20 protein-coding genes and 1 tRNA gene are annotated in these 17482 nt (G+C 46.1%); 17 read left to right on the top strand and 4 right to left on the bottom strand.

The genetic code is table 11. The annotated features are described in order from the left end of the window. Window positions 1-192: hypothetical protein (locus ACE1CD_RS02025; RefSeq protein ID WP_374821212.1), on the bottom strand; the 192-nt coding region annotated here is incomplete at its 3' end. A 327-nt stretch (window positions 193-519) separates the two neighbouring features. Between ACE1CD_RS02025 and ACE1CD_RS02020 the strand changes: the two genes are divergently transcribed. The 6 genes from ACE1CD_RS02020 to ACE1CD_RS01995 all read left to right on the top strand — a co-directional run bounded on the left by ACE1CD_RS02020 (window position 520) and on the right by ACE1CD_RS01995 (window position 4898). Further along, complete coding sequence (locus tag ACE1CD_RS02020; protein ID WP_374796266.1) at window positions 520-714, top strand: hypothetical protein; 195 nt, start codon at window positions 520-522, stop codon at window positions 712-714. A gap of 131 nt (window positions 715-845) precedes the next feature. Beyond that, the gene (locus ACE1CD_RS02015; protein WP_374821209.1) at window positions 846-1613 is read left to right on the top strand and encodes a ChaB family protein; all 768 of its coding nucleotides are present in this window, start codon (window positions 846-848) and stop codon (window positions 1611-1613) included. A 106-nt stretch (window positions 1614-1719) separates the two neighbouring features. Beyond that, window positions 1720-1887 (top strand): rubredoxin, encoded by a 168-nt coding sequence (gene rd, locus ACE1CD_RS02010; RefSeq protein WP_374821206.1) that lies wholly within the window; start codon window positions 1720-1722, stop codon window positions 1885-1887. Between the two features lie 8 nt (window positions 1888-1895). Then, window positions 1896-3143 carry an NAD(P)/FAD-dependent oxidoreductase gene (locus ACE1CD_RS02005; protein WP_374821203.1) on the top strand — a complete coding sequence of 416 codons (1248 nt, stop codon included), beginning with the start codon at window positions 1896-1898 and terminating at the stop codon, window positions 3141-3143. Window positions 3144-3208: 65 nt separating this feature from the next. Continuing rightward, window positions 3209-4252 (top strand): UDP-3-O-(3-hydroxymyristoyl)glucosamine N-acyltransferase, encoded by a 1044-nt coding sequence (gene lpxD / locus ACE1CD_RS02000; protein ID WP_374796285.1) that lies wholly within the window; start codon window positions 3209-3211, stop codon window positions 4250-4252. Window positions 4253-4457: 205 nt separating this feature from the next. Beyond that, window positions 4458-4898, top strand: a complete 441-nt coding sequence (locus ACE1CD_RS01995) for an Hsp20/alpha crystallin family protein (RefSeq protein WP_374796269.1) — start codon at window positions 4458-4460, stop codon at window positions 4896-4898. A gap of 128 nt (window positions 4899-5026) precedes the next feature. Here the strand turns inward: ACE1CD_RS01995 and ACE1CD_RS01990 are convergent, their stop codons facing one another. From ACE1CD_RS01990 to ACE1CD_RS01980, 3 genes are all read right to left on the bottom strand, one after another. Beyond that, the gene (locus tag ACE1CD_RS01990) at window positions 5027-5512 is read right to left on the bottom strand and encodes an SH3 domain-containing protein (protein WP_374796270.1); all 486 of its coding nucleotides are present in this window, start codon (window positions 5510-5512) and stop codon (window positions 5027-5029) included. A 217-nt stretch (window positions 5513-5729) separates the two neighbouring features. After that, window positions 5730-6266, bottom strand: coding sequence for a YqhA family protein (locus ACE1CD_RS01985; protein ID WP_374796271.1), 537 nt, complete (start codon window positions 6264-6266; stop codon window positions 5730-5732). 227 nt (window positions 6267-6493) lie between these two features. After that, window positions 6494-7390, bottom strand: a complete 897-nt coding sequence (locus tag ACE1CD_RS01980; RefSeq protein ID WP_374796272.1) for a CoB--CoM heterodisulfide reductase iron-sulfur subunit B family protein — start codon at window positions 7388-7390, stop codon at window positions 6494-6496. A gap of 253 nt (window positions 7391-7643) precedes the next feature. Between ACE1CD_RS01980 and acpP the strand changes: the two genes are divergently transcribed. From acpP to ACE1CD_RS01925, 11 genes are all read left to right on the top strand, one after another. Further along, window positions 7644-7892 carry an acyl carrier protein gene (acpP, locus tag ACE1CD_RS01975; protein ID WP_374796273.1) on the top strand — a complete coding sequence of 83 codons (249 nt, stop codon included), beginning with the start codon at window positions 7644-7646 and terminating at the stop codon, window positions 7890-7892. 114 nt (window positions 7893-8006) lie between these two features. Continuing rightward, a complete protein-coding gene (gene fabF, locus ACE1CD_RS01970; RefSeq protein ID WP_374821200.1) occupies window positions 8007-9266 on the top strand; it encodes a beta-ketoacyl-ACP synthase II in 1260 nt (419 codons plus the stop codon). Between the two features lie 221 nt (window positions 9267-9487). Continuing rightward, a complete protein-coding gene (gene tkt, locus ACE1CD_RS01965) occupies window positions 9488-11500 on the top strand; it encodes a transketolase (RefSeq protein WP_374821196.1) in 2013 nt (670 codons plus the stop codon). A 340-nt stretch (window positions 11501-11840) separates the two neighbouring features. After that, window positions 11841-12134 (top strand): hypothetical protein, encoded by a 294-nt coding sequence (locus ACE1CD_RS01960; RefSeq protein WP_374821193.1) that lies wholly within the window; start codon window positions 11841-11843, stop codon window positions 12132-12134. A 5-nt stretch (window positions 12135-12139) separates the two neighbouring features. Then, window positions 12140-12550: a type II toxin-antitoxin system VapC family toxin gene (locus tag ACE1CD_RS01955; protein ID WP_374821190.1), complete on the top strand. Its 411-nt coding sequence runs from the start codon at window positions 12140-12142 to the stop codon at window positions 12548-12550. Between the two features lie 513 nt (window positions 12551-13063). Next, the gene (locus ACE1CD_RS01950; protein WP_374796278.1) at window positions 13064-14323 is read left to right on the top strand and encodes a glycosyltransferase family 4 protein; all 1260 of its coding nucleotides are present in this window, start codon (window positions 13064-13066) and stop codon (window positions 14321-14323) included. Between the two features lie 139 nt (window positions 14324-14462). Next, the gene (yqeK, locus tag ACE1CD_RS01945) at window positions 14463-15074 is read left to right on the top strand and encodes a bis(5'-nucleosyl)-tetraphosphatase (symmetrical) YqeK (protein WP_374796279.1); all 612 of its coding nucleotides are present in this window, start codon (window positions 14463-14465) and stop codon (window positions 15072-15074) included. A gap of 197 nt (window positions 15075-15271) precedes the next feature. Further along, window positions 15272-15646, top strand: a complete 375-nt coding sequence (gene rsfS / locus ACE1CD_RS01940; RefSeq protein WP_374796287.1) for a ribosome silencing factor — start codon at window positions 15272-15274, stop codon at window positions 15644-15646. Between the two features lie 5 nt (window positions 15647-15651). Continuing rightward, complete coding sequence (locus ACE1CD_RS01935; RefSeq protein WP_374796281.1) at window positions 15652-16152, top strand: CGLD27 family protein; 501 nt, start codon at window positions 15652-15654, stop codon at window positions 16150-16152. Between the two features lie 100 nt (window positions 16153-16252). Then, window positions 16253-17206, top strand: a complete 954-nt coding sequence (locus ACE1CD_RS01930) for an asparaginase (protein ID WP_374796283.1) — start codon at window positions 16253-16255, stop codon at window positions 17204-17206. Between the two features lie 81 nt (window positions 17207-17287). Beyond that, window positions 17288-17361: transfer RNA gene (locus ACE1CD_RS01925), tRNA-Met, on the top strand. Window positions 17362-17482: the final 121 nt, after the last annotated feature.

The raw sequence follows: 17482 nt of genomic DNA, 5'->3' as shown, positions 1-17482 counted from the left end.
ACGAATGGCTTCATCAAGCATCTCGTACTGCTGCTTTTCTCCTTCAAGTTTTGCCTCAAATACCAACATACTTACGCCAGTAGTTCTGGTATAAGTATAGCGCCTATAAAGAAAGCCGCCCTGAAGGGGCGGGGCTTTAGATCCATTATTTTCGGTAAGACAACTATCCCTCCTATTTATCAAGTTACCCACAGCTAGTTAAAAACCTGCAAAGTTATGATAAAGTTTTGGAAAATTTTTACCGCAATCTTACGGTAAGAAAAGTGCCATCCCATAGACAGAAGAAAAATTAGTAGTATAAATTACAAAATCTCACACACGTAATTATACTTCGGTTTGTTTTTTTTATACATTTGCGTCAGTGTTTTTACTGCTTACTTCAGCAGGCTTAACAGGGACCGATCGCACGCCAGAAACAGATGTTTGAGAAAAACCGGTCGATCGAAGCCCTGTGAGGTCGCGAGTCTTAACATAGGAATTATGGCTCGGTTTGACAACTTCAAATATCAGTGCAGTTGTATGAGTAACTCTCCTAACTTTGGCAATTGGCGATTTTCGTCTATTTTTGCGATATTCATCGGCTTAACCCTAGCAACTTGGGTACTGAGAGGATTTGAGCTTATTACTTTTATTCCCAGCGGCGTCATCTGGGTATTATTGCTGCTTTCCATCGTGACCGGCATCTTGAGTTATCTGCAAATGACAAGGTGGTAGCAGCTACAAACAGATATAAATAAATATCTATCTTTGAGACAAGCGATCGATCGATCTTAGGAGCGATTCGACAGAGCGATCGTCTGAGTATTCTCCAAGAGGGAAGGTAGAAAAGCTCAAGGAGTAGCCTAATGACAGCTGAATATACAGCAGAACGGACGATTTCCGCAGTATTTAAGCAAGAAGAACAGATAAACGATGTCGTCCGGCGTCTGCTCGATCGCGGCGTTTCCCGCGACCACATCTCAGTGATGGGCAAAAATTTCAAGTCCACCACCCGCATTGCCGGATTTATCTCTAAAAAAGATGTGATTTTAGGCGGACTGCGGACAGGCGGCATCTTTGGTTCCTTATTTGGTTCCGTTCTGGCATTGCTGACAGGTATTGGCGCACTGTGGATTCCTTTTGTCGGCTGGGTTGTAGCCGCTGGGCCATTGGGTGCCGTGCTGCTGGGGGCTGCTGGTGGCGCGATCGCAGGTGCTAGCGGTGCTGGATTGGTTTCTGCCCTCGTAGCGCTGGGAATGCCGGAAGATAAGGCAACGGTTTACCAAACTCGTCTGGAAGCGGGAGAATTTCTGGTTATGGCGGAAGTCCCAGCCAACAAATCCGGCGAAATTCAGCTGCTGATGCAAAGTGCTGGTGGCGAAGAAGTACATACCAACGAAGCGCCGCTACCTCGACCTTGTGCGGGTCGTTGCAACAGCCCCAACGACTTGTCTCCCGAAGTGCGATCGCATCTATCTCAAGACGCACAAACAACATTTATCGATCGCTACAATACCGTCCTCGATGAAACCAACGATCCCTTAAAAGCAGAACACGCAGCTTGGGAAACCATTCACCAGCAATACGAAGAAGATGAAAATGGTGTTTGGTCGAAACAGAAAGTAGCTGTTTAGCAAGACAAGCACCGATCTTGGACTCCTAAGCCAAAGAAAAGCTAAAGCCTCCGGAACTCAGTTTCTGGAGGCTTAGACTGTATAAAGATCTTGAGGAAAAAGCAAAATGGAAGAGTACATCTGCACAGTCTGCGGCTACGTCTACAAGCCCGGAGAAGGCGATCCAGATAGCGGCATCGAAGCCGGTACGCCCTTTGACTATATATCCGATAGTTGGGTTTGTCCCGTTTGCGGGGCAGAAAAAGACGACTTTGAACCATTGGAAGAGATTTAACTTAATTCGTGTCCCAAACATCTTTACAAGTTGTGGTAATAGGGGGTGGGGCAGCAGGCTTTTTTGCGGCAATTACCTGTGCCCAAGCTTACCTCCACTCCTCCGTGACCTTACTAGAAGCAGGTCGTGAATTCCTCAGCAAAGTTCGCATTTCCGGTGGGGGTCGTTGTAACGTTACCCATGCCTGTTTCGATCCAGCCCAGTTAGTGCAAAATTATCCCAGAGGCGGCAAAGCTTTGCGGGGTGCTTTTACCAGGTTTCAACCCCGCGATACAATTGCTTGGTTTGCGGCACAAGGCGTCGAGCTGAAAACTGAATCGGATGGACGAATGTTTCCTGTCACCGATGATTCCGCAACTATTGTCGATTGTCTGATCGAAACTGCCAAAGCAGCTGGAGTCAAACTTCGTACCGGCGCGGTTGTTGTTTCAATCAAGACTGTTGAGGAAAACTCGTCATCTAAATTTGAGGTTGAATTGAAATCGGGAGAAAGGTTAAAGTGCGATCGCCTCTTGCTTGCTACCGGCAGTAACTCAACAGGTTACCAAATTGCCAAAGCATTAGGGCATCAAATTGAACCACCAGTTCCTTCCCTGTTTACCTTCACCATACTCGACCCCCAATTGCGGGATTTAGCTGGGGTAAGCTTAAATAACGTCCGCGTGCGATTGCAAATTGACGGTAAAACGGAATTTGAACAAATCGGGTCATTATTAGTCACCCATTGGGGTTTGAGTGGCCCAGCGATCCTCAAACTCTCCGCTTGGGGTGCCAGAGTGTTGCACGAAAATCGCTATCGGGCAACTTTGCAAATTAACTGGCTTCCCCAGTACAATCCAGAAAGCATGCGTCAAATGCTCTTAGCAGTCAGGTCTCAGTTAGCGCGACGCCAAATTTCTAGCAGCTGTCCGGTACCCATCCCCCGTCGCCTTTGGGAGTATTTAGTCACCCGTGTGGATATCGGTACGGAGGATAAATGGGCGGGGTTATCTAACAAAGCGCTCGATCGACTAATTCAAGAACTTACTCAAGGTCAATATCAAATTAATGGTAAAGGCGTTTTTAAAGAAGAGTTTGTTACCTGTGGCGGCGTCAGTCTCAAAGAAGTAGACTTCAAAACTATGGAAAGCAAATCCTGTCCCGGTCTTTACTTTGCAGGAGAAATTCTGGATATCGACGGCGTAACCGGTGGCTTTAATTTCCAAAGTGCTTGGACAACCGCCTACTTAGCAGGTAATGCAATGGGGTGTTTATAAGTCAAAATTCCGTTTCCCTCTCACCTCTCCCTCTTCCCTCTCTCCCTCTCCCTCTACATAAAATGATGAAATTTAGCGAAATCGTCCAAAAACTAGACGCAAATGCCAGCAATAGCCTGACTTCTAACCCAGATCTCAATCCAGAGATTGCAGGAGTAGCAGCAATAGAGCAGGCGAGCCCTGGCAGCATAAGTTATATAGAAGGGGGAAAATTCGCGGCTTTTGTGGGAAAAACTGCTGGAAGCGCTTTGATTTTGCCAGCAGACGAAGCCTTACAGCAGCAAGCGACTGAACGGGGGATTGCCTGGATTGCTACAAAAGACCCAAGATTATTATTTGCTAAGACGATCGTACTTTTCTACAAACCTTTTCACCCAGCACCCGAAATTCATCCCGCAGCTGTCATTCATCCTACAGCCGAAATTGGTAACGATGTTTACATCGGCCCCCACGCGGTTATCCAAGCAGGCGTAAAAATTGGCAACTACGTCTGCATTCACCCCAATGTAGTAATTTACCCAGAAGTGCAGATCGGCGATCGCACCATCTTACACGCCAACTGTACCATTCACGAACGCGCCCGCATCGGCGCAAATTGCGTCATCCACAGCGGTGCGGTCATCGGTGCGGAAGGCTTTGGCTTTGTCCCCACACCGCATGGCTGGTTCAAAATGGAACAATCTGGCTGTACCGTACTGGAAGATGGCGTCGAAGTTGGCTGCAACAGCACGATCGATCGTCCCGCCGTAGGAGAAACTCGTATAGCACAAAATACGAAAATTGACAACCTCGTACAAATCGGTCACGGCTGTCAGGTTGGTTCTAACAGCGCCTTAGCCGCACAAGTCGGATTAGCTGGCGGAGTGAAGGTGGGAAATCGAGTTTTGCTAGCGGGACAAGTGGGAATTGCCAATCAAGCTAAGATTGGAGATGGTGCGATCGCCTCAGCCAAAGCCGGAATTCACAACGATGTCGAACCAGGAGCCATTGTATCAGGTATTCCAGCTGTTCCCCACAAACTATTTCTCAAAACATCTGCTATCTACAATCGCCTTCCCGAAATGTATCAAATTCTCAAACAACTCCAGCGCCGCTTGGGTGAAAAGTAACCCATAAAATCGGGAAACTCGCACTCAATTAGTAGGGTTTACCTCACTTACCGAGATTCTGTTATAAGGCACTATAGAACTGTGCTTAGAGACGCAAAGCTTAATAAACGCAAAGGTTTACAGCCTCAACAGCGGATCTATAGCCGACTATTTAGTAAGCATTTGATTCAGTTTCTGTAAAACAGTTGCGAAGGTTACTGGAATTATGAGAATTGTACGTTTGCAGCCTTTTCAAGAAATGGAAACCCTGCGTCGTCAAATGGATCGAATGTTTGACGAACTAGCACAATACAACGGCGAAACTTCCCCAGGCTGGGTGCCTGCCATAGAATTACACGATGAAGAAAATCATCTCACTTTGCGGGCAGAAATTCCCGGCGTGGAAGGCAAAGATTTGGATATCCACGTTACTCGCGAAGCAGTTTCCCTCGCTGGCGAACGCCCCTATGAAAAACAAGCTGAAAACAAGGGTTTTTATCACTCTGAATTCCGCTATGGCAAGTTCCAGCGCACAGTTCAACTACCCGTTCCCATTCAGAACGATAAAGCCCAAGCTGAGTTTAAGAATGGCATCTTGACTCTGACTCTACCCAAAGCAGAAGAATTGCAACGAAAAGTTGTCAAGGTGAATGTCGTGAATAGCTAAGTGAATCTCAGAAACCCGGTTTAAAGAAACCGGGTTTCTTGTTTACCTGAAATGCAGAAACCCGGTTTCCTTAACCTCAATTCTTTGTTCCAGGAATTTTCTATTAAGGAATTTATCGATTGCGATTCCTAAAAATCGCAATCAGGTTCGCGGATTAAACGTTCATTTATAAAACCATTAAACTGGGGAACTTCCGCCCAGTTGCCAACGTAATTAATCGGTTCGTCTATAGTTGTACCATTTGGTATACGACCGATAATTTCTCCGTTGGGTTCTTGGCGAATATTCACACCTGTATCCTTGGGATCGAAAACTACGTAATCCTCATTTTGAACCAGACCATCCCCATCTATCCAACCCCTACTTCTGGATTTTCCTACTCGCACTTGAAGCCAACCATTTCTTTCTATTCCCGTAGCAGTTACTTGAGTTCCGTTAGTGATTCTTCTGATAATCCGTCCGTTGGGCGTTGCACGCAAATTCACGTAACGCTCTAGCGGATCTTGAACTGTGTAATTGCGACAAATATCTAATTGTGCTGATGATAAAATAGGTGTATTTAATACGGTAAAAAATCCACTTACAATTGCCATAAAGATGAAATTTACTTTCATTGCTTATTCTCCAAATTTAGGAAAGTAGACTGGGTTGCTACTCCATATTTTTATAAATTTTAGATTTTAGATTTGGGTATTTCCGAGCAAAAATGTTCTTCTGTTTGCACCACAACATTAGGATTGAGTTTTTTAAAATTTCTATGCAATAGTTTACAGAAAAACATTTTTTCCACTGCTCGGAAATATGGGTATACTAAAAACTAAAGAACCAGCCTTATTCACCAGATGGCTTGCTGTGGTTGGAATGTGACTTGTGCATCAAGTAACTGCTAGCGGCAATGAGTATAATCGAAATCGCTAAATAAAGTATATCTTGATAGTTTTGTATTGGCATCGCTGTAACTTGTTTAAAAAAGCTAACTACCAACACCATAACAATGACTTTTAACACTTTTTCTTTGAGTTCATCTAAAGAGTGAATTTCCAAAATGCGGATTTCCTTATTAGCTCTGCCAACGTCTATCTTGGAAATAAATAGCTCGTATATCCCAAAGCTGAAAATCATCAAAACTATTCCGATTAAATAAAGGTCTATTCCCCCAATAATATTAGTCATAACTTTGGTAATAGCTTGGGAGTGATCTTCATGCAAATGCGAGTACTGTTTAATAGCTTCTATAATTTCCAAACTGCCAAGCAAAAATAAATTTATGACGCTAACTAACCCGAACAAGACGGGAATAATCGCCAAAAATCTCACAGCCCAAAGTAAATTTTCCGTTACTTGCTCAACTCTTTTATCAAATCGCATACAATAAGCCCCTAAATCTATCGGCTCATTATACCCCAAAGAGGGATGTAATTTTAGTTGATTCCTACAATTTTTGCAACGCGCTAGATAAATAGAGACTAAAGCCCCTTGAAACGGCCATTAGTCTCTGCTGCCATCACAATCAAGCAAAAGACGATCGCTCAAACACGTCTGTGGGCCCTACCGCACAGCGTACCGCAGCCGATCGCTCACCCAGCATCGTGGGCCTACAATCCCAATTTGTCTAATACCGGGCGGGTAGAAACAATATGCTTCTGCAAACCGAGCTTTTCTGGTTCGATCCCCAACGCCAAAGCGACCAACTGCGGTAAATGCAGCACCGGTAAACCTAACTCTTGTCCAATTACCTTTTCTACTTCTGGTTGACGCGAATCCAAATTTAAGTGACACAAAGGACAAGGCGTTACCAAACAATCTGCACCAGCAGCTTTTGCTTCTTGAATATGCGTTCCCGCCATCTGAAAAGATTGCTCTGTAGCATAGCTAGAAAGCGGCCAACCGCAACACTGCGTTCGTCCTCTGTAATATATAGGTGTCGCCCCAACTGCCCGAAACACATTTTCCAGAGATTCTGGCTGGTACGGATCGTCAAAAGGTATTGACTTTTGAGCGCGTAGGAGGTAACATCCGTAAAACGCCGCACAGCGGAGACCGCTCAATTTTCGGGAAACTCGTTTTTGCAGTTCTTCTAAACCGTAATCTCCCACTAAAGCCCAGAGGAGATGCTTGACTTCAGAGCTACCGCGATAAGGCGAACAACCTTCTTTTTTGAGTAAGTCATTAATCTGTTCTAAATAAACTGGGTCTGTTTGCTGGGCTTGTTTGAGACGTTCATCCACATGACCGATCACTCCCTGGCACGTACTGCAATGAGTGAGCAAGGGTAGATTCAGTTCTTCTGCCAAAGCAATATTGCGGGCATTAACACTATCTTCCAACAAGCGAGATTCTTCTTTAAAAGTGCCAGAACCGCAGCAAGAAGCCTTTTTTAGCTCAATCAATTCGATGTCCAGGGCTTGAGTCAAGGCTGCGGTAGATTGATATAGTTCCCGGCAGGCACCTTGAGCAACACAACCGGGAAAATAAGCATATCTAAGTTTCATCTGTCAAGTATATTGGTAAGGTTTCGTGGAGCCAAAAGGGGACTCTGTTTCTATCATCGCCTGTTTGTGGGAGGTGGGAAGTGGGAAACACCCATATCGGCTGCCCGATCCCCGATTTCGCAGATCTTAGTGTCAGTCAGAAAACTGGCCAAATGTAGTGATAGAGCGATCGCCATATTCAGATAAGATTAAGAAATGCTTAGAACCGTGTTTCCGACAGAGGAAGTTCTGGCAACTGCGAAAAGGGATGACTATGAGCGATAAAACTTTTGAGAAAGTCCAAAAAATTGTGGCAGACCAGCTGAGCGTTGAAGCAAGCGACGTCAAACCAGAAGCCGATTTCGCCAACGATCTGGGGGCTGACTCCCTGGACACCGTAGAATTGGTGATGGCGTTAGAAGAAGAGTTCGATATCGAAATTCCCGACGAAGATGCAGAAAAAATTCGGACTGTTCAAGACGCGGTAAACTACATCAACGATAAAGTAGCCACATCGGCGTAAATTTACTGTTGAGTACTGACTGCTGAGTGCTGAGTAAAAATTAGGGAGAAAATATCTCTCGGTTGTGTATTTTGTTCTGCGTTCCGGGTGTGGAAGCCCAAGTTGATAGCTGAAATGACAGATTTTGAAGGTAAGCGCGTTGTTATTACCGGTCTGGGCGCGATTACACCCATTGGCAATACCTTAACAGAGTATTGGGAAGGATTGTTAAGCGGAAGTAACGGCATAGGGCCGATAACCTTGTTCGATCCGTCCCGGCATGATTGCCGCATAGCTGGTGAGGTGAAAGGATTTAACCCCCTCGACTATCTGGATCGTAAGGATGCCAAGCGCATGGATCGCTTTGCCCAATTTGCAGTAGCTGCCAGCAAGCAGGCTCTAGCAGACGCTCAGTTTGTTATCAACGAACTGAACGCAGAACAGGTAGGCGCGATCATCGGCACAGGTATCGGCGGTCTCAAGGTACTCGAAGATCAACAAGAGATTTACTTAACTCGCGGCCCAGATCGCTGTAGCCCCTTCATGATTCCCATGATGATCGCCAATATGGCGGCTGGGTTAACCGCGATTCACATCGGCGCGAAGGGGCCAAACTCCTGTTCCGTAACCGCCTGTGCCGCAGGTTCTAATGCCATAGGCGATGCCTTTCGCCTCGTCCAACGGGGGTATGCCCAAGCCATGATTTGCGGTGGTACGGAAGCAGCGGTTACACCTCTATCGTTAGCAGGATTTGCGGCAGCGCGGGCGTTATCGAAGCGCAACGAAGATCCGGGGCGTGCATCTCGTCCGTTCGATCGCGATCGCGATGGGTTTGTGATGGGTGAAGGTGCCGGTATTCTCCTACTCGAAGAACTGGAACACGCCCTCAGTCGCGGGGCTAAAATTTACGCCGAAATCGTAGGTTACGGCATGACCTGCGATGCCTACCATATGACCGCCCCAGTACCGGGTGGAGAAGGAGCTGCTAGAGCGATGCAGCTGTGTTTGAAAGACGCCCGTCTTACTCCAGACCGGGTTAGCTACATTAACGCCCACGGCACCAGCACACCCGCCAACGATGTTACCGAAACGGCAGCAATTAAAAAAGCTTTGGGAGAACACGCCTACAAAGTGGCGATCAGCTCGACCAAATCGATGACAGGACATCTTTTGGGCGGTTCCGGCGGCATAGAAGCAGTTGCAACCGTCATGGCAGTTGCCAACGATCGAGTTCCACCGACTATTAACTTAGAAAACCCCGACCCAGAGTGCGACTTAGATTACATCCCCCACCAAAGTCGGGCTCAAAAAGTCGAAGTGGCTTTGTCCAACTCTTTCGGGTTCGGAGGTCACAACGTCACTTTAGCGTTTAAAAAATACGTTGCAAATGGGTAAATAGGACAAGGGATTGGGTACTATTAACTGGGGTCGGGACACAAAAGAGCAAATTTCTTCTTACTCCTGACACCTTAACCCTAGCCCTAGCCCTACAAAAACTACTTGCCCATCGATCCTGCTAATGGGATGATGGGTGTGTTGTTTTGGGGCGATCCAGAGCAGCGACATTTCAGCTCGCATACCAAGTTTTCGACCGTCGTAAAAAAAATTTACAGATTATGGCCGTAGCAACTCAATCGCTTGAGGAACTCTGCATTAATTCCATCCGCTTTCTAGCAGTAGACGCGGTACAGAAAGCAAACTCTGGTCACCCAGGACTGCCAATGGGCGCAGCGCCAATGGCGTTTGTGCTTTGGGATCGCTTTATGCGGTATAACCCCAAAAATCCGAAATGGTTTAACCGCGATCGCTTCATCCTCTCCGCAGGACACGGCTCCATGTTACAGTACGCCCTGCTTTACCTCATGGGTTACGATAGCGTCACCATCGAGGATATCAAGCAATTCCGTCAGTGGGGCTCTAAAACTCCCGGTCACCCGGAAAACTTTGTTACCCCTGGCGTGGAAGTTACTACCGGGCCACTGGGTCAAGGAATTGCCAATGGGGTTGGTTTAGCAATGGCAGAAGCACATCTTGCCGCTAAATTCAACAAACCCGATGCCAAAATTGTTGACCACTACACCTACGTAATTCTTGGTGATGGCTGCAACATGGAAGGCGTCTCCGGTGAAGCTTGTTCTTTTGCAGGACACCTGGGATTAGGTAAACTGATCGCTCTGTACGACGATAACCACATCTCTATTGATGGTTCTACAGATGTCGCATTTACCGAAGATGTTTCCAAGCGCTTTGAAGCTTACGGCTGGCACGTACTCCACGTTCCCAACGGTAACACCGATTTAGAAGCTATTGCCAAAGCGATCGAAGCAGCCAAAGCTGTCACCGATAAGCCCAGTATGATTAAGGTGACAACTACGATCGGTTACGGTTCTCCCAACAAAGCAAATACCGCAGGCGTACACGGTGCAGCTTTGGGTACGGACGAAGTAAAATTGACCCGCGATAATTTGGGTTGGCAATACGAACCTTTTGTAGTTCCAGAAGATGTTCTCAAACATACCCGCAAAGCAGTAGAACGGGGCGCTGGTTACGAATCAGAATGGAACCAAGCTTTGGCTGATTACAAAGCTAAATATCCTCAAGAAGCCGCCGAATTTGAACGTTTACTCAGCGGCGCGTTACCCGATGGTTGGGATAAAGTATTACCAACTTACACTGCTGCCGATAAAGCACTGCCTACGCGCAAACATTCGGAAACCTGCCTGAATAAATTAGCATCAGTTTTATCCGAACTAATTGGTGGTTCTGCTGACTTAACCCACTCTAACTTAACGGAAATCAAGGGAGAGGGGGATTTTCAGCGCGGTCAGTACCAAAACCGTAACGTCCACTTTGGGGTACGGGAACATGGTATGGGTGCAATCTGTAATGGTATAGCGCTACACAGTTCGGGATTGATTCCCTACGGCGCAACCTTCCTGATCTTTACAGATTATATGCGGGCTTCGATCCGCTTATCTGCTTTGTCAGATGCTGGCGCGATTTGGGTAATGACCCACGATTCGATCGGACAAGGCGAAGATGGCCCGACTCACCAACCGATCGAAACTCTCGCTTCCCTGCGTGCAATTCCCAACTTGACGGTAATTCGTCCCGCAGATGGAAACGAAACTTCTGGCGCTTATAAGATTGCGATCGAAAAAGCGAAGAAAAACGAGCCTACCCTGTTGGCGTTCACCCGTCAAAATGTCCCCAACTTAGCAGGTACTTCGATTGAAGGTGTGACAAAGGGTGGATACATTTTGGTTGATTCTGATGGTACACCCGATATTATCCTCATCGGTACTGGTTCGGAAGTTAGCCTCTGCGTTACCGCTGCTGAGAAACTGACCGCCGAAGGTAAGAAAGTGCGCGTCGTTTCCATGCCTTCCACAGATATCTTTGACGCACAAGATGCAGCTTATAAAGAATCTGTACTACCGAAAGCTGTCACCAAGCGTTTGTCTGTAGAAGCTGGTTGCAGTTTCGGCTGGCATAAGTATGTTGGTGCTGAAGGCGATACAGTTAGTATCGATCGCTTTGGTGCTTCTGCGCCAGGCGGCGTTTGTATGGAGAAATTTGGCTTTAGCGTTGATAATGTTTTAGCTAAGGCTAAAGCATTGTTGGGTTAATACTTTATCGCCAAAATTTAGCAGGCAAGATGCCTGTAATAGTTGTGGGGTGGGCATCTTGCCCACCTTTTTTTTGGGAAATCTTGCAAAATCTTGCCAAAAACAAGAAAATAATGCTAAACTCAATACCTATTATTGAGAATGTCTACAAAGCAGACAGAAGGTTGCAAGCTGAAAAGCGACAAAGAGAGCTTGCTGCTGGAATTCAATTATCGCTACCATTAGGTATATAAAGTGCAAGTAAGCAGTCGATGAGGGACGGCGAGCGCTTATTACTCGCACCTCATCTTAACTTTGCTAACTGTTCATAGTTAATCTCAGTTCAACAATGGTGAAAATGATGGTACAAATTTCAGATCGCCAAAGTGCAGTATTATCTCGGATATCCGATATTGTCGATCGCATAATGCAAAGTCGTCCTGTATATCAGGAAGAATTAAATAAAAATGAAGTGATGGAAAAATTTGCCACGTTATTAAATAAGATTTTTCCCGAACAATTAATGGAACTGGATGATGAAAATTTGACAAAAAGAGTAAAAGGAGTTATGTCAGTTGAGTTGATGACGCATCTATTAGATGGTTTAACTCCAGAAAACGTGGAAACATTTAATACTGCTGTGGAAGGGAGATAGTAAAGTTGGTTTATCTGTTTGATACTAATATAGTTTCAGGGATTGTTAATAGAGATAAAATAATTCCTATGAAAGTTGAGGAATTGAAGTTACAGGGGGAAGACTTATTTATTAGCTGCATTACATACTATGAAGTAAAAAGAGGTCTGTTGGCTGTCAGTGCGACTCGAAAGCTGGCTACTTTTAATGAATTTTGTCAGGATATAACAATTTTATTTTTAGATGATATAGCAATTATGGAAAGAGCATCAATAATTTATGCGGATTTAACGCGCAGAGGTAGACCAATACAAGATCCAGATATATTAATAGCAGCAACGGCAATAACGCGGGGATTAATTCGAGTTTCAAATGATTCTGATATGTTGAGAGTACCGGGAATTACGGTAGAGAATTGGATGAATGAGGGAAGTTAAAGGAAAGCGCGATCGCGTCTTATATACGTACTTGGAAATAATCAGCCGGATGCCCATCTAATCGTTGTTCAGTAAAATTACTGAAACTAGCGAGTTCGCTGACTACGTATATTTCAGTACTTGTAAACTTTGCGATCGTAAATATTGGTAACAAAAATAAAGCCAAAATACTAATAAATTAAATTGACGATTCTCGCGATCGGTGTTTAAATGTCATTCAAGAAAAGGAAAACCTTTTGCCTTAGCAATATCAGTCAAACTTGGCCAAATTAGCTGTTCTGCTTTGATAACTCAAAGCGTCCGCTGGGGAATACTTAGTTTGGCGAGCTAATGAGAGCGTCAACAGCCTTGTTTAGGGTGCTATGGGGGGTTGCGAGTGCAGATAGGCCGGAAATAGGAGGCGTTAGCCAAAAGCTCTGCCTACACGTATAAAAACAGCAGCCTCCAAAAAACATCTACCTTTAGATATAAAATTACTCGCCACTCTTTTACCAAATTGCATAAACTTGGGGTATGCAGATCTTAATTTACTCCTACAACTATCATCCAGAGCCGATCGGCATCGCTCCCCTGATGACGGAACTGGCAGAAGGTTTGGTCAAGCGCGGTCACGAAGTCCGCGTTGTCACAGCCATGCCTAACTATCCAGAACGCCGCATCTACCCCGGATACCGACGGAAACTATACAAAGCGGAACAAAGAAACGGCGTTTTAATCGAACGCAGTTACGTGATGATTCGCCCGAAACCGAGTTTGCTCGATCGAGTGCTGTTGGATGGCAGCTTTGTTTTGACTAGCTTCGCACTCGCCCTCAAAGGCGAACGACCGGACGTTATCCTGGCAACTGTACCGCCTCTGCCCGTCTGCTTGCCAGCTGCTCTAGTAGGATGGCTGCGCGGCTGTCCGGTAGTGTTGAACGTTCAGGATATTCAACACGAAGCCGCTGTTTCCGTTGGGTTGCTCAATAATAAACTTGTAATTCGCGCTTTTGAAGCCCTGGAAAAATTTGCCAATCGGACAGCCACCAAAATTAGCGTCATTGCCGATGGATTTGTGGAGAACTTACTGGCAAAAGGCGTTCCGCCCAGTAAAATCGAGCTGATCCCCAACTGGGTAGATGTGAATTTTATCCGCCCCTTACCGAAGGAAAATAACGCTTTCCGGGCTGAACATCAACTCAATGGTAAGTTTGTCGTACTCTACTCCGGTAACATTGCCCTCACCCAAGATATAAGAACAGTTATTAAAGCAGCAGCCCTGCTGACCCATATCCCGGAAATTGTGTTTGTAATTGTAGGTGATGGGCAAGCTTTGGAGCGGGTGCAGTATTATTGCGAAATTGACCAAGCCGATAACGTCAAACTGCTGCCATTCCAACCCCGCGAAAAGTTACCGGAAATGCTAGCTGCGGCAGATGTAAGCTTGGTGACTCAAAAGCCAAATGTAATAGCGTTCAACTTACCCTCAAAAATTCCTGTTATTCTGGCTTCAGGTCGTCCGCTTGTCGCCTCCGTACCCGCGACCGGTACTGCGGCTAAAGCAGTGCGACAAAGCGGCGGCGGTTTGGTGGTGACTCCAGAAGACCCCAGAGCTTTAGCGTTTGCGATTGAAGAACTATACAACAATCCCGAAAAAGCAGAAATGCTAGGACGGCAAGCCAGACAGCACGCGGTAGAGCATTATTCGTTTGAGCAAGCCTTGAATAGCTATGAGGAACTGTTTGCTTCTTTTGGCACTCAGCTAGCCTCAAAGCCAAAACCGTTGCCAAGCTAGGAAATGTTTGACGGTGCTTTGACAGGGTGCGTCACCTTTTCCAATCTTAAAAACGATAAAATAAGCACATCGATCGCTTATGGCGTGTAAATAGTGCCTTTGACGATCGAGTTGTTGTGCTATAAGGTTGAATAGAGTAATGCGCGATCGGCTATTAGCCTGGTTAGCAGATAACGTTCCCGATTCTCGGCTCCAGCATATTATTCGAGTCGAACAAATGTCGATCGAACTGGCGGCGCTGCACAATTTGAATTGCGAAAAAGCAGCTCGATCTGGTTTGATGCACGATTTGGCAAAATATTTTAAACCTCAACTTCTGCTTTCCATCGCACGGCAAGAAGGATGGGAACTCGATCCTGTAGAAGAGGAAAATCCCCATTTGCTGCACGCAGAAGTGAGTGCGATCGTCGCTAGAGACGTGTTTGGCGTAGATGATGAAGAAATATTGCAGGCCATCGGGAATCATACTTTGGGCAGACCCGGCATGAGCTTGTTGAGCTGTACTGTATTTTTAGCTGACAGTCTAGAGCCAGAACGAGGCAATACCCCGGAGCTAGAAGCTCTGCGGCAAGAAAGTCGCCAAAATCTATACAAAGCTGTTTGGCGAACTTGCGATTATTCGTTGAAATATTTGATAGAAACCCATCGATTAATTCACCCCAGAACTATACTGACCCGCAATTGGGCTATGCAAATGGCAAACCAAAAGCAGCGGCAAGCGGAAAATAATAAAAACCTGATGCCGACATAGAGACGATCGGCAGATTGCCCAAAATTTAGCGAACTTATTTAAAATAAAGACAACGTTGAATTCAAAAATTGGTGAACCCAGCGTAAATCTATACCTTTATAACTCGATAAGGATCGAGCCATTTAATGTCCGATCATATCAAAAGCATAGAATCCGCATACCCAACAGTTTTCACAGACGGCAGTGCGGCCAACTCAATGGGAAGCAGGCAAGATACCAACAGCGCACTGGCTTTGAACATAGCTGAAGCAGCCTCAGACCGCAAAGGAGGTGATATTGTAGTACTCCGAGTGTCAGAGGTTTCCTATCTGGCCGATTATTTTATAATTGTCACCGGTTTTTCCAGGGTACAGGTACGCGCTATTTCTCAAGGCATACAAGAGAAGGTAGAACAAGAACTGCAACGTCGTCCCCGCCGCATAGAGGGACTAGCAGAGGGAACTTGGGTAGTTCTAGACTACGGTGATGCGATCGCCCACATCTTGATGCCTAGAGAACGCGAGTTCTATAATCTGGAAGCGTTTTGGGGGCACGCAGAACGAATAGAACTGCTGCAAATCGAACCCAGTTGAGGTGAATGATGGAGTCTTCTGTTTCTATCTGCCCAGTTCCATCCGAACAGCTACCCATCAACGAGTACCAGGAACTGAAAGAGTCTTGGTTCTATAGTTGGGCAACTCTAGATTGGGTCAACTATGTCAGGAAAATGGCTTGGGTGTGGGGTTGGAGTTGGTTGCTCACCGGGCCGGTGGCATCTGCCAGTTTTGCCCCTCAGAAGGCTCTAGGCCAGTTTATCTTATGCGGTGCGGGGCTATCCAGTTTTTTTATGGCTTTAGTTCTGCTACAGCTATACTTGGGCTGGATGTACGTGCGCGATCGCTTGGCTTGTGTCAATGTGATATATGAAGAGTCTGGTTGGTACGATGGGCAATGCTGGACTAAACCTCCAGAAGTGTTTACCCGCGACCAACTGATTGCAACTTACGAAGTTCAACCGATTCTTCAACGCCTCCAGCGTACCTTTGCAATCCTAGTTCTATCTTTTAGCATCGGCAGCCTCATTTGGATTATTCTGTGAGCGCAAGAGCCGTGTAATGATTTTAGACAGAGAATAAATCTTCCGATCTAAAATCTAAAATTCCATCAATCCGTACCCCTTCAGTGATACATTCTTACCCATGACAAGGGGAAAAAGAACTCAATCCGCAGAATTAGAAGTAACGCTACTGCGAGAAGGCATTCCTGAATCAATCCATCGCGTCCAAGCGGTTGTTTGTGACGATCGCGGACGCATATTATCTGTAGCAGGTAACGCCGAAACCGCAACTTTTGCTCGTTCCGCGCTCAAACCTTTCCAAGCGCTAGCCGTCACCACTACCGGCACTCTGGAACGCTTCGGTTTGACAGATAGAGACTTGGCGATTATCTGTAGTTCCCACAAAGGCAAAATCGAGCAGGTACGTCAGGTTTTTAACGTTCTCTGGCGTTGCGATATCGACCCGTCGGCACTTCAATGTCCGATCCCGGAAGATAAGCAAAGTCCGCTGGAATATAATTGCTCCGGCAAACACGCGGGAATGCTAGCCGTTTGCCAGCAACGTAATTGGCCTCTCAATACTTATTTACAGCGCAACCACCCGGTTCAGCAGCTAATCTTGAGCAAAGTGGCCGAACTCCTGCGAATGCCAGGAGAAGAGTTTATCAGCGCTCATGATGATTGTGGCGCTCCTACCTATTTCATGCAACTGGGACAAATGGGGACTTTGTATGCCCAGCTCTCCTCCGGTACAAATTTAGATATGGAGCGGATTGTCCGCGCCATGACACATCACCCAAATATGGTAGCTGGGGAAGGGGAATTCGATACTGAATTGATGCGCCAGACCCAAGGAGAATTGGTGAGTAAGGGTGGGGCTGAAGGAGTTCAGTGTATTGGCAGGGTAGGCGAAGGCATGGGGCTGGCAATAAAAGCGATCGACGGTACCAAGCGTGCCAAACACGCCGTTGCGATTCACCTGCTCAGACAAATAGGCTGGATTACTCCCAGCGTCGCAGAATCTATGTCTGAAACCTTCATTAGCTTGGGCAAGTACAAACGTCTGGAGGTGGTCGGCGAATTATCCTTGCTGTAGCTAGCTTTTCGAGAATCTCCAAATTTTTTTTGAAATGCCACTTGCAACTTATTTGTGTTATTGTTATAGTTGTAAAGGCGACGCGGGATAGAGCAGTCTGGTAGCTCGTCGGGCTCATAACCCGAAGGTCAGTGGTTCAAATCCACTTCCCGCCACTATGTCAACCTTTTGCAGGGCAAGTGTTTCAGCAATAACTGAGGCGCTTGCTTTGTTGTTTTCTCTCAGGTTTCCCTCAAGCTGTTTCCAAGCTACCTCAGAAATAGGCGACATGGGTAG

It is taken from the genome of Aerosakkonema sp. BLCC-F183 (assembly GCF_041929145.1).
In the GTDB taxonomy this organism is placed as follows: Bacteria; Cyanobacteriota; Cyanobacteriia; order Cyanobacteriales; family Aerosakkonemataceae; genus Aerosakkonema.
This window is presented reverse-complemented; position numbering and strand designations above follow the sequence as displayed.

What these genes read in the sequence shown, in the direction of transcription:
- ACE1CD_RS02020 (WP_374796266.1), top strand. Translation starts at nt 520, where the DNA reads ATGAGTAACTCTCCTAACTTTGGCAATTGGCGATTTTCGTCTATTTTT.
- ACE1CD_RS02015 (WP_374821209.1), top strand. Translation starts at nt 846, where the DNA reads ATGACAGCTGAATATACAGCAGAACGGACGATTTCCGCAGTATTTAAG.
- rd (WP_374821206.1), top strand. Translation starts at nt 1,720, where the DNA reads ATGGAAGAGTACATCTGCACAGTCTGCGGCTACGTCTACAAGCCCGGA.
- lpxD (WP_374796285.1), top strand. Translation starts at nt 3,209, where the DNA reads ATGAAATTTAGCGAAATCGTCCAAAAACTAGACGCAAATGCCAGCAAT.
- ACE1CD_RS01995 (WP_374796269.1), top strand. Translation starts at nt 4,458, where the DNA reads ATGAGAATTGTACGTTTGCAGCCTTTTCAAGAAATGGAAACCCTGCGT.
- ACE1CD_RS01990 (WP_374796270.1), bottom strand. Translation starts at nt 5,512, where the DNA reads ATGAAAGTAAATTTCATCTTTATGGCAATTGTAAGTGGATTTTTTACC.
- ACE1CD_RS01985 (WP_374796271.1), bottom strand. Translation starts at nt 6,266, where the DNA reads ATGCGATTTGATAAAAGAGTTGAGCAAGTAACGGAAAATTTACTTTGG.
- ACE1CD_RS01980 (WP_374796272.1), bottom strand. Translation starts at nt 7,390, where the DNA reads ATGAAACTTAGATATGCTTATTTTCCCGGTTGTGTTGCTCAAGGTGCC.
- acpP (WP_374796273.1), top strand. Translation starts at nt 7,644, where the DNA reads ATGAGCGATAAAACTTTTGAGAAAGTCCAAAAAATTGTGGCAGACCAG.
- fabF (WP_374821200.1), top strand. Translation starts at nt 8,007, where the DNA reads ATGACAGATTTTGAAGGTAAGCGCGTTGTTATTACCGGTCTGGGCGCG.
- tkt (WP_374821196.1), top strand. Translation starts at nt 9,488, where the DNA reads ATGGCCGTAGCAACTCAATCGCTTGAGGAACTCTGCATTAATTCCATC.
- ACE1CD_RS01960 (WP_374821193.1), top strand. Translation starts at nt 11,841, where the DNA reads ATGGTACAAATTTCAGATCGCCAAAGTGCAGTATTATCTCGGATATCC.
- ACE1CD_RS01950 (WP_374796278.1), top strand. Translation starts at nt 13,064, where the DNA reads ATGCAGATCTTAATTTACTCCTACAACTATCATCCAGAGCCGATCGGC.
- yqeK (WP_374796279.1), top strand. Translation starts at nt 14,463, where the DNA reads ATGCGCGATCGGCTATTAGCCTGGTTAGCAGATAACGTTCCCGATTCT.
- rsfS (WP_374796287.1), top strand. Translation starts at nt 15,272, where the DNA reads ATGGGAAGCAGGCAAGATACCAACAGCGCACTGGCTTTGAACATAGCT.
- ACE1CD_RS01935 (WP_374796281.1), top strand. Translation starts at nt 15,652, where the DNA reads ATGATGGAGTCTTCTGTTTCTATCTGCCCAGTTCCATCCGAACAGCTA.
- ACE1CD_RS01930 (WP_374796283.1), top strand. Translation starts at nt 16,253, where the DNA reads ATGACAAGGGGAAAAAGAACTCAATCCGCAGAATTAGAAGTAACGCTA.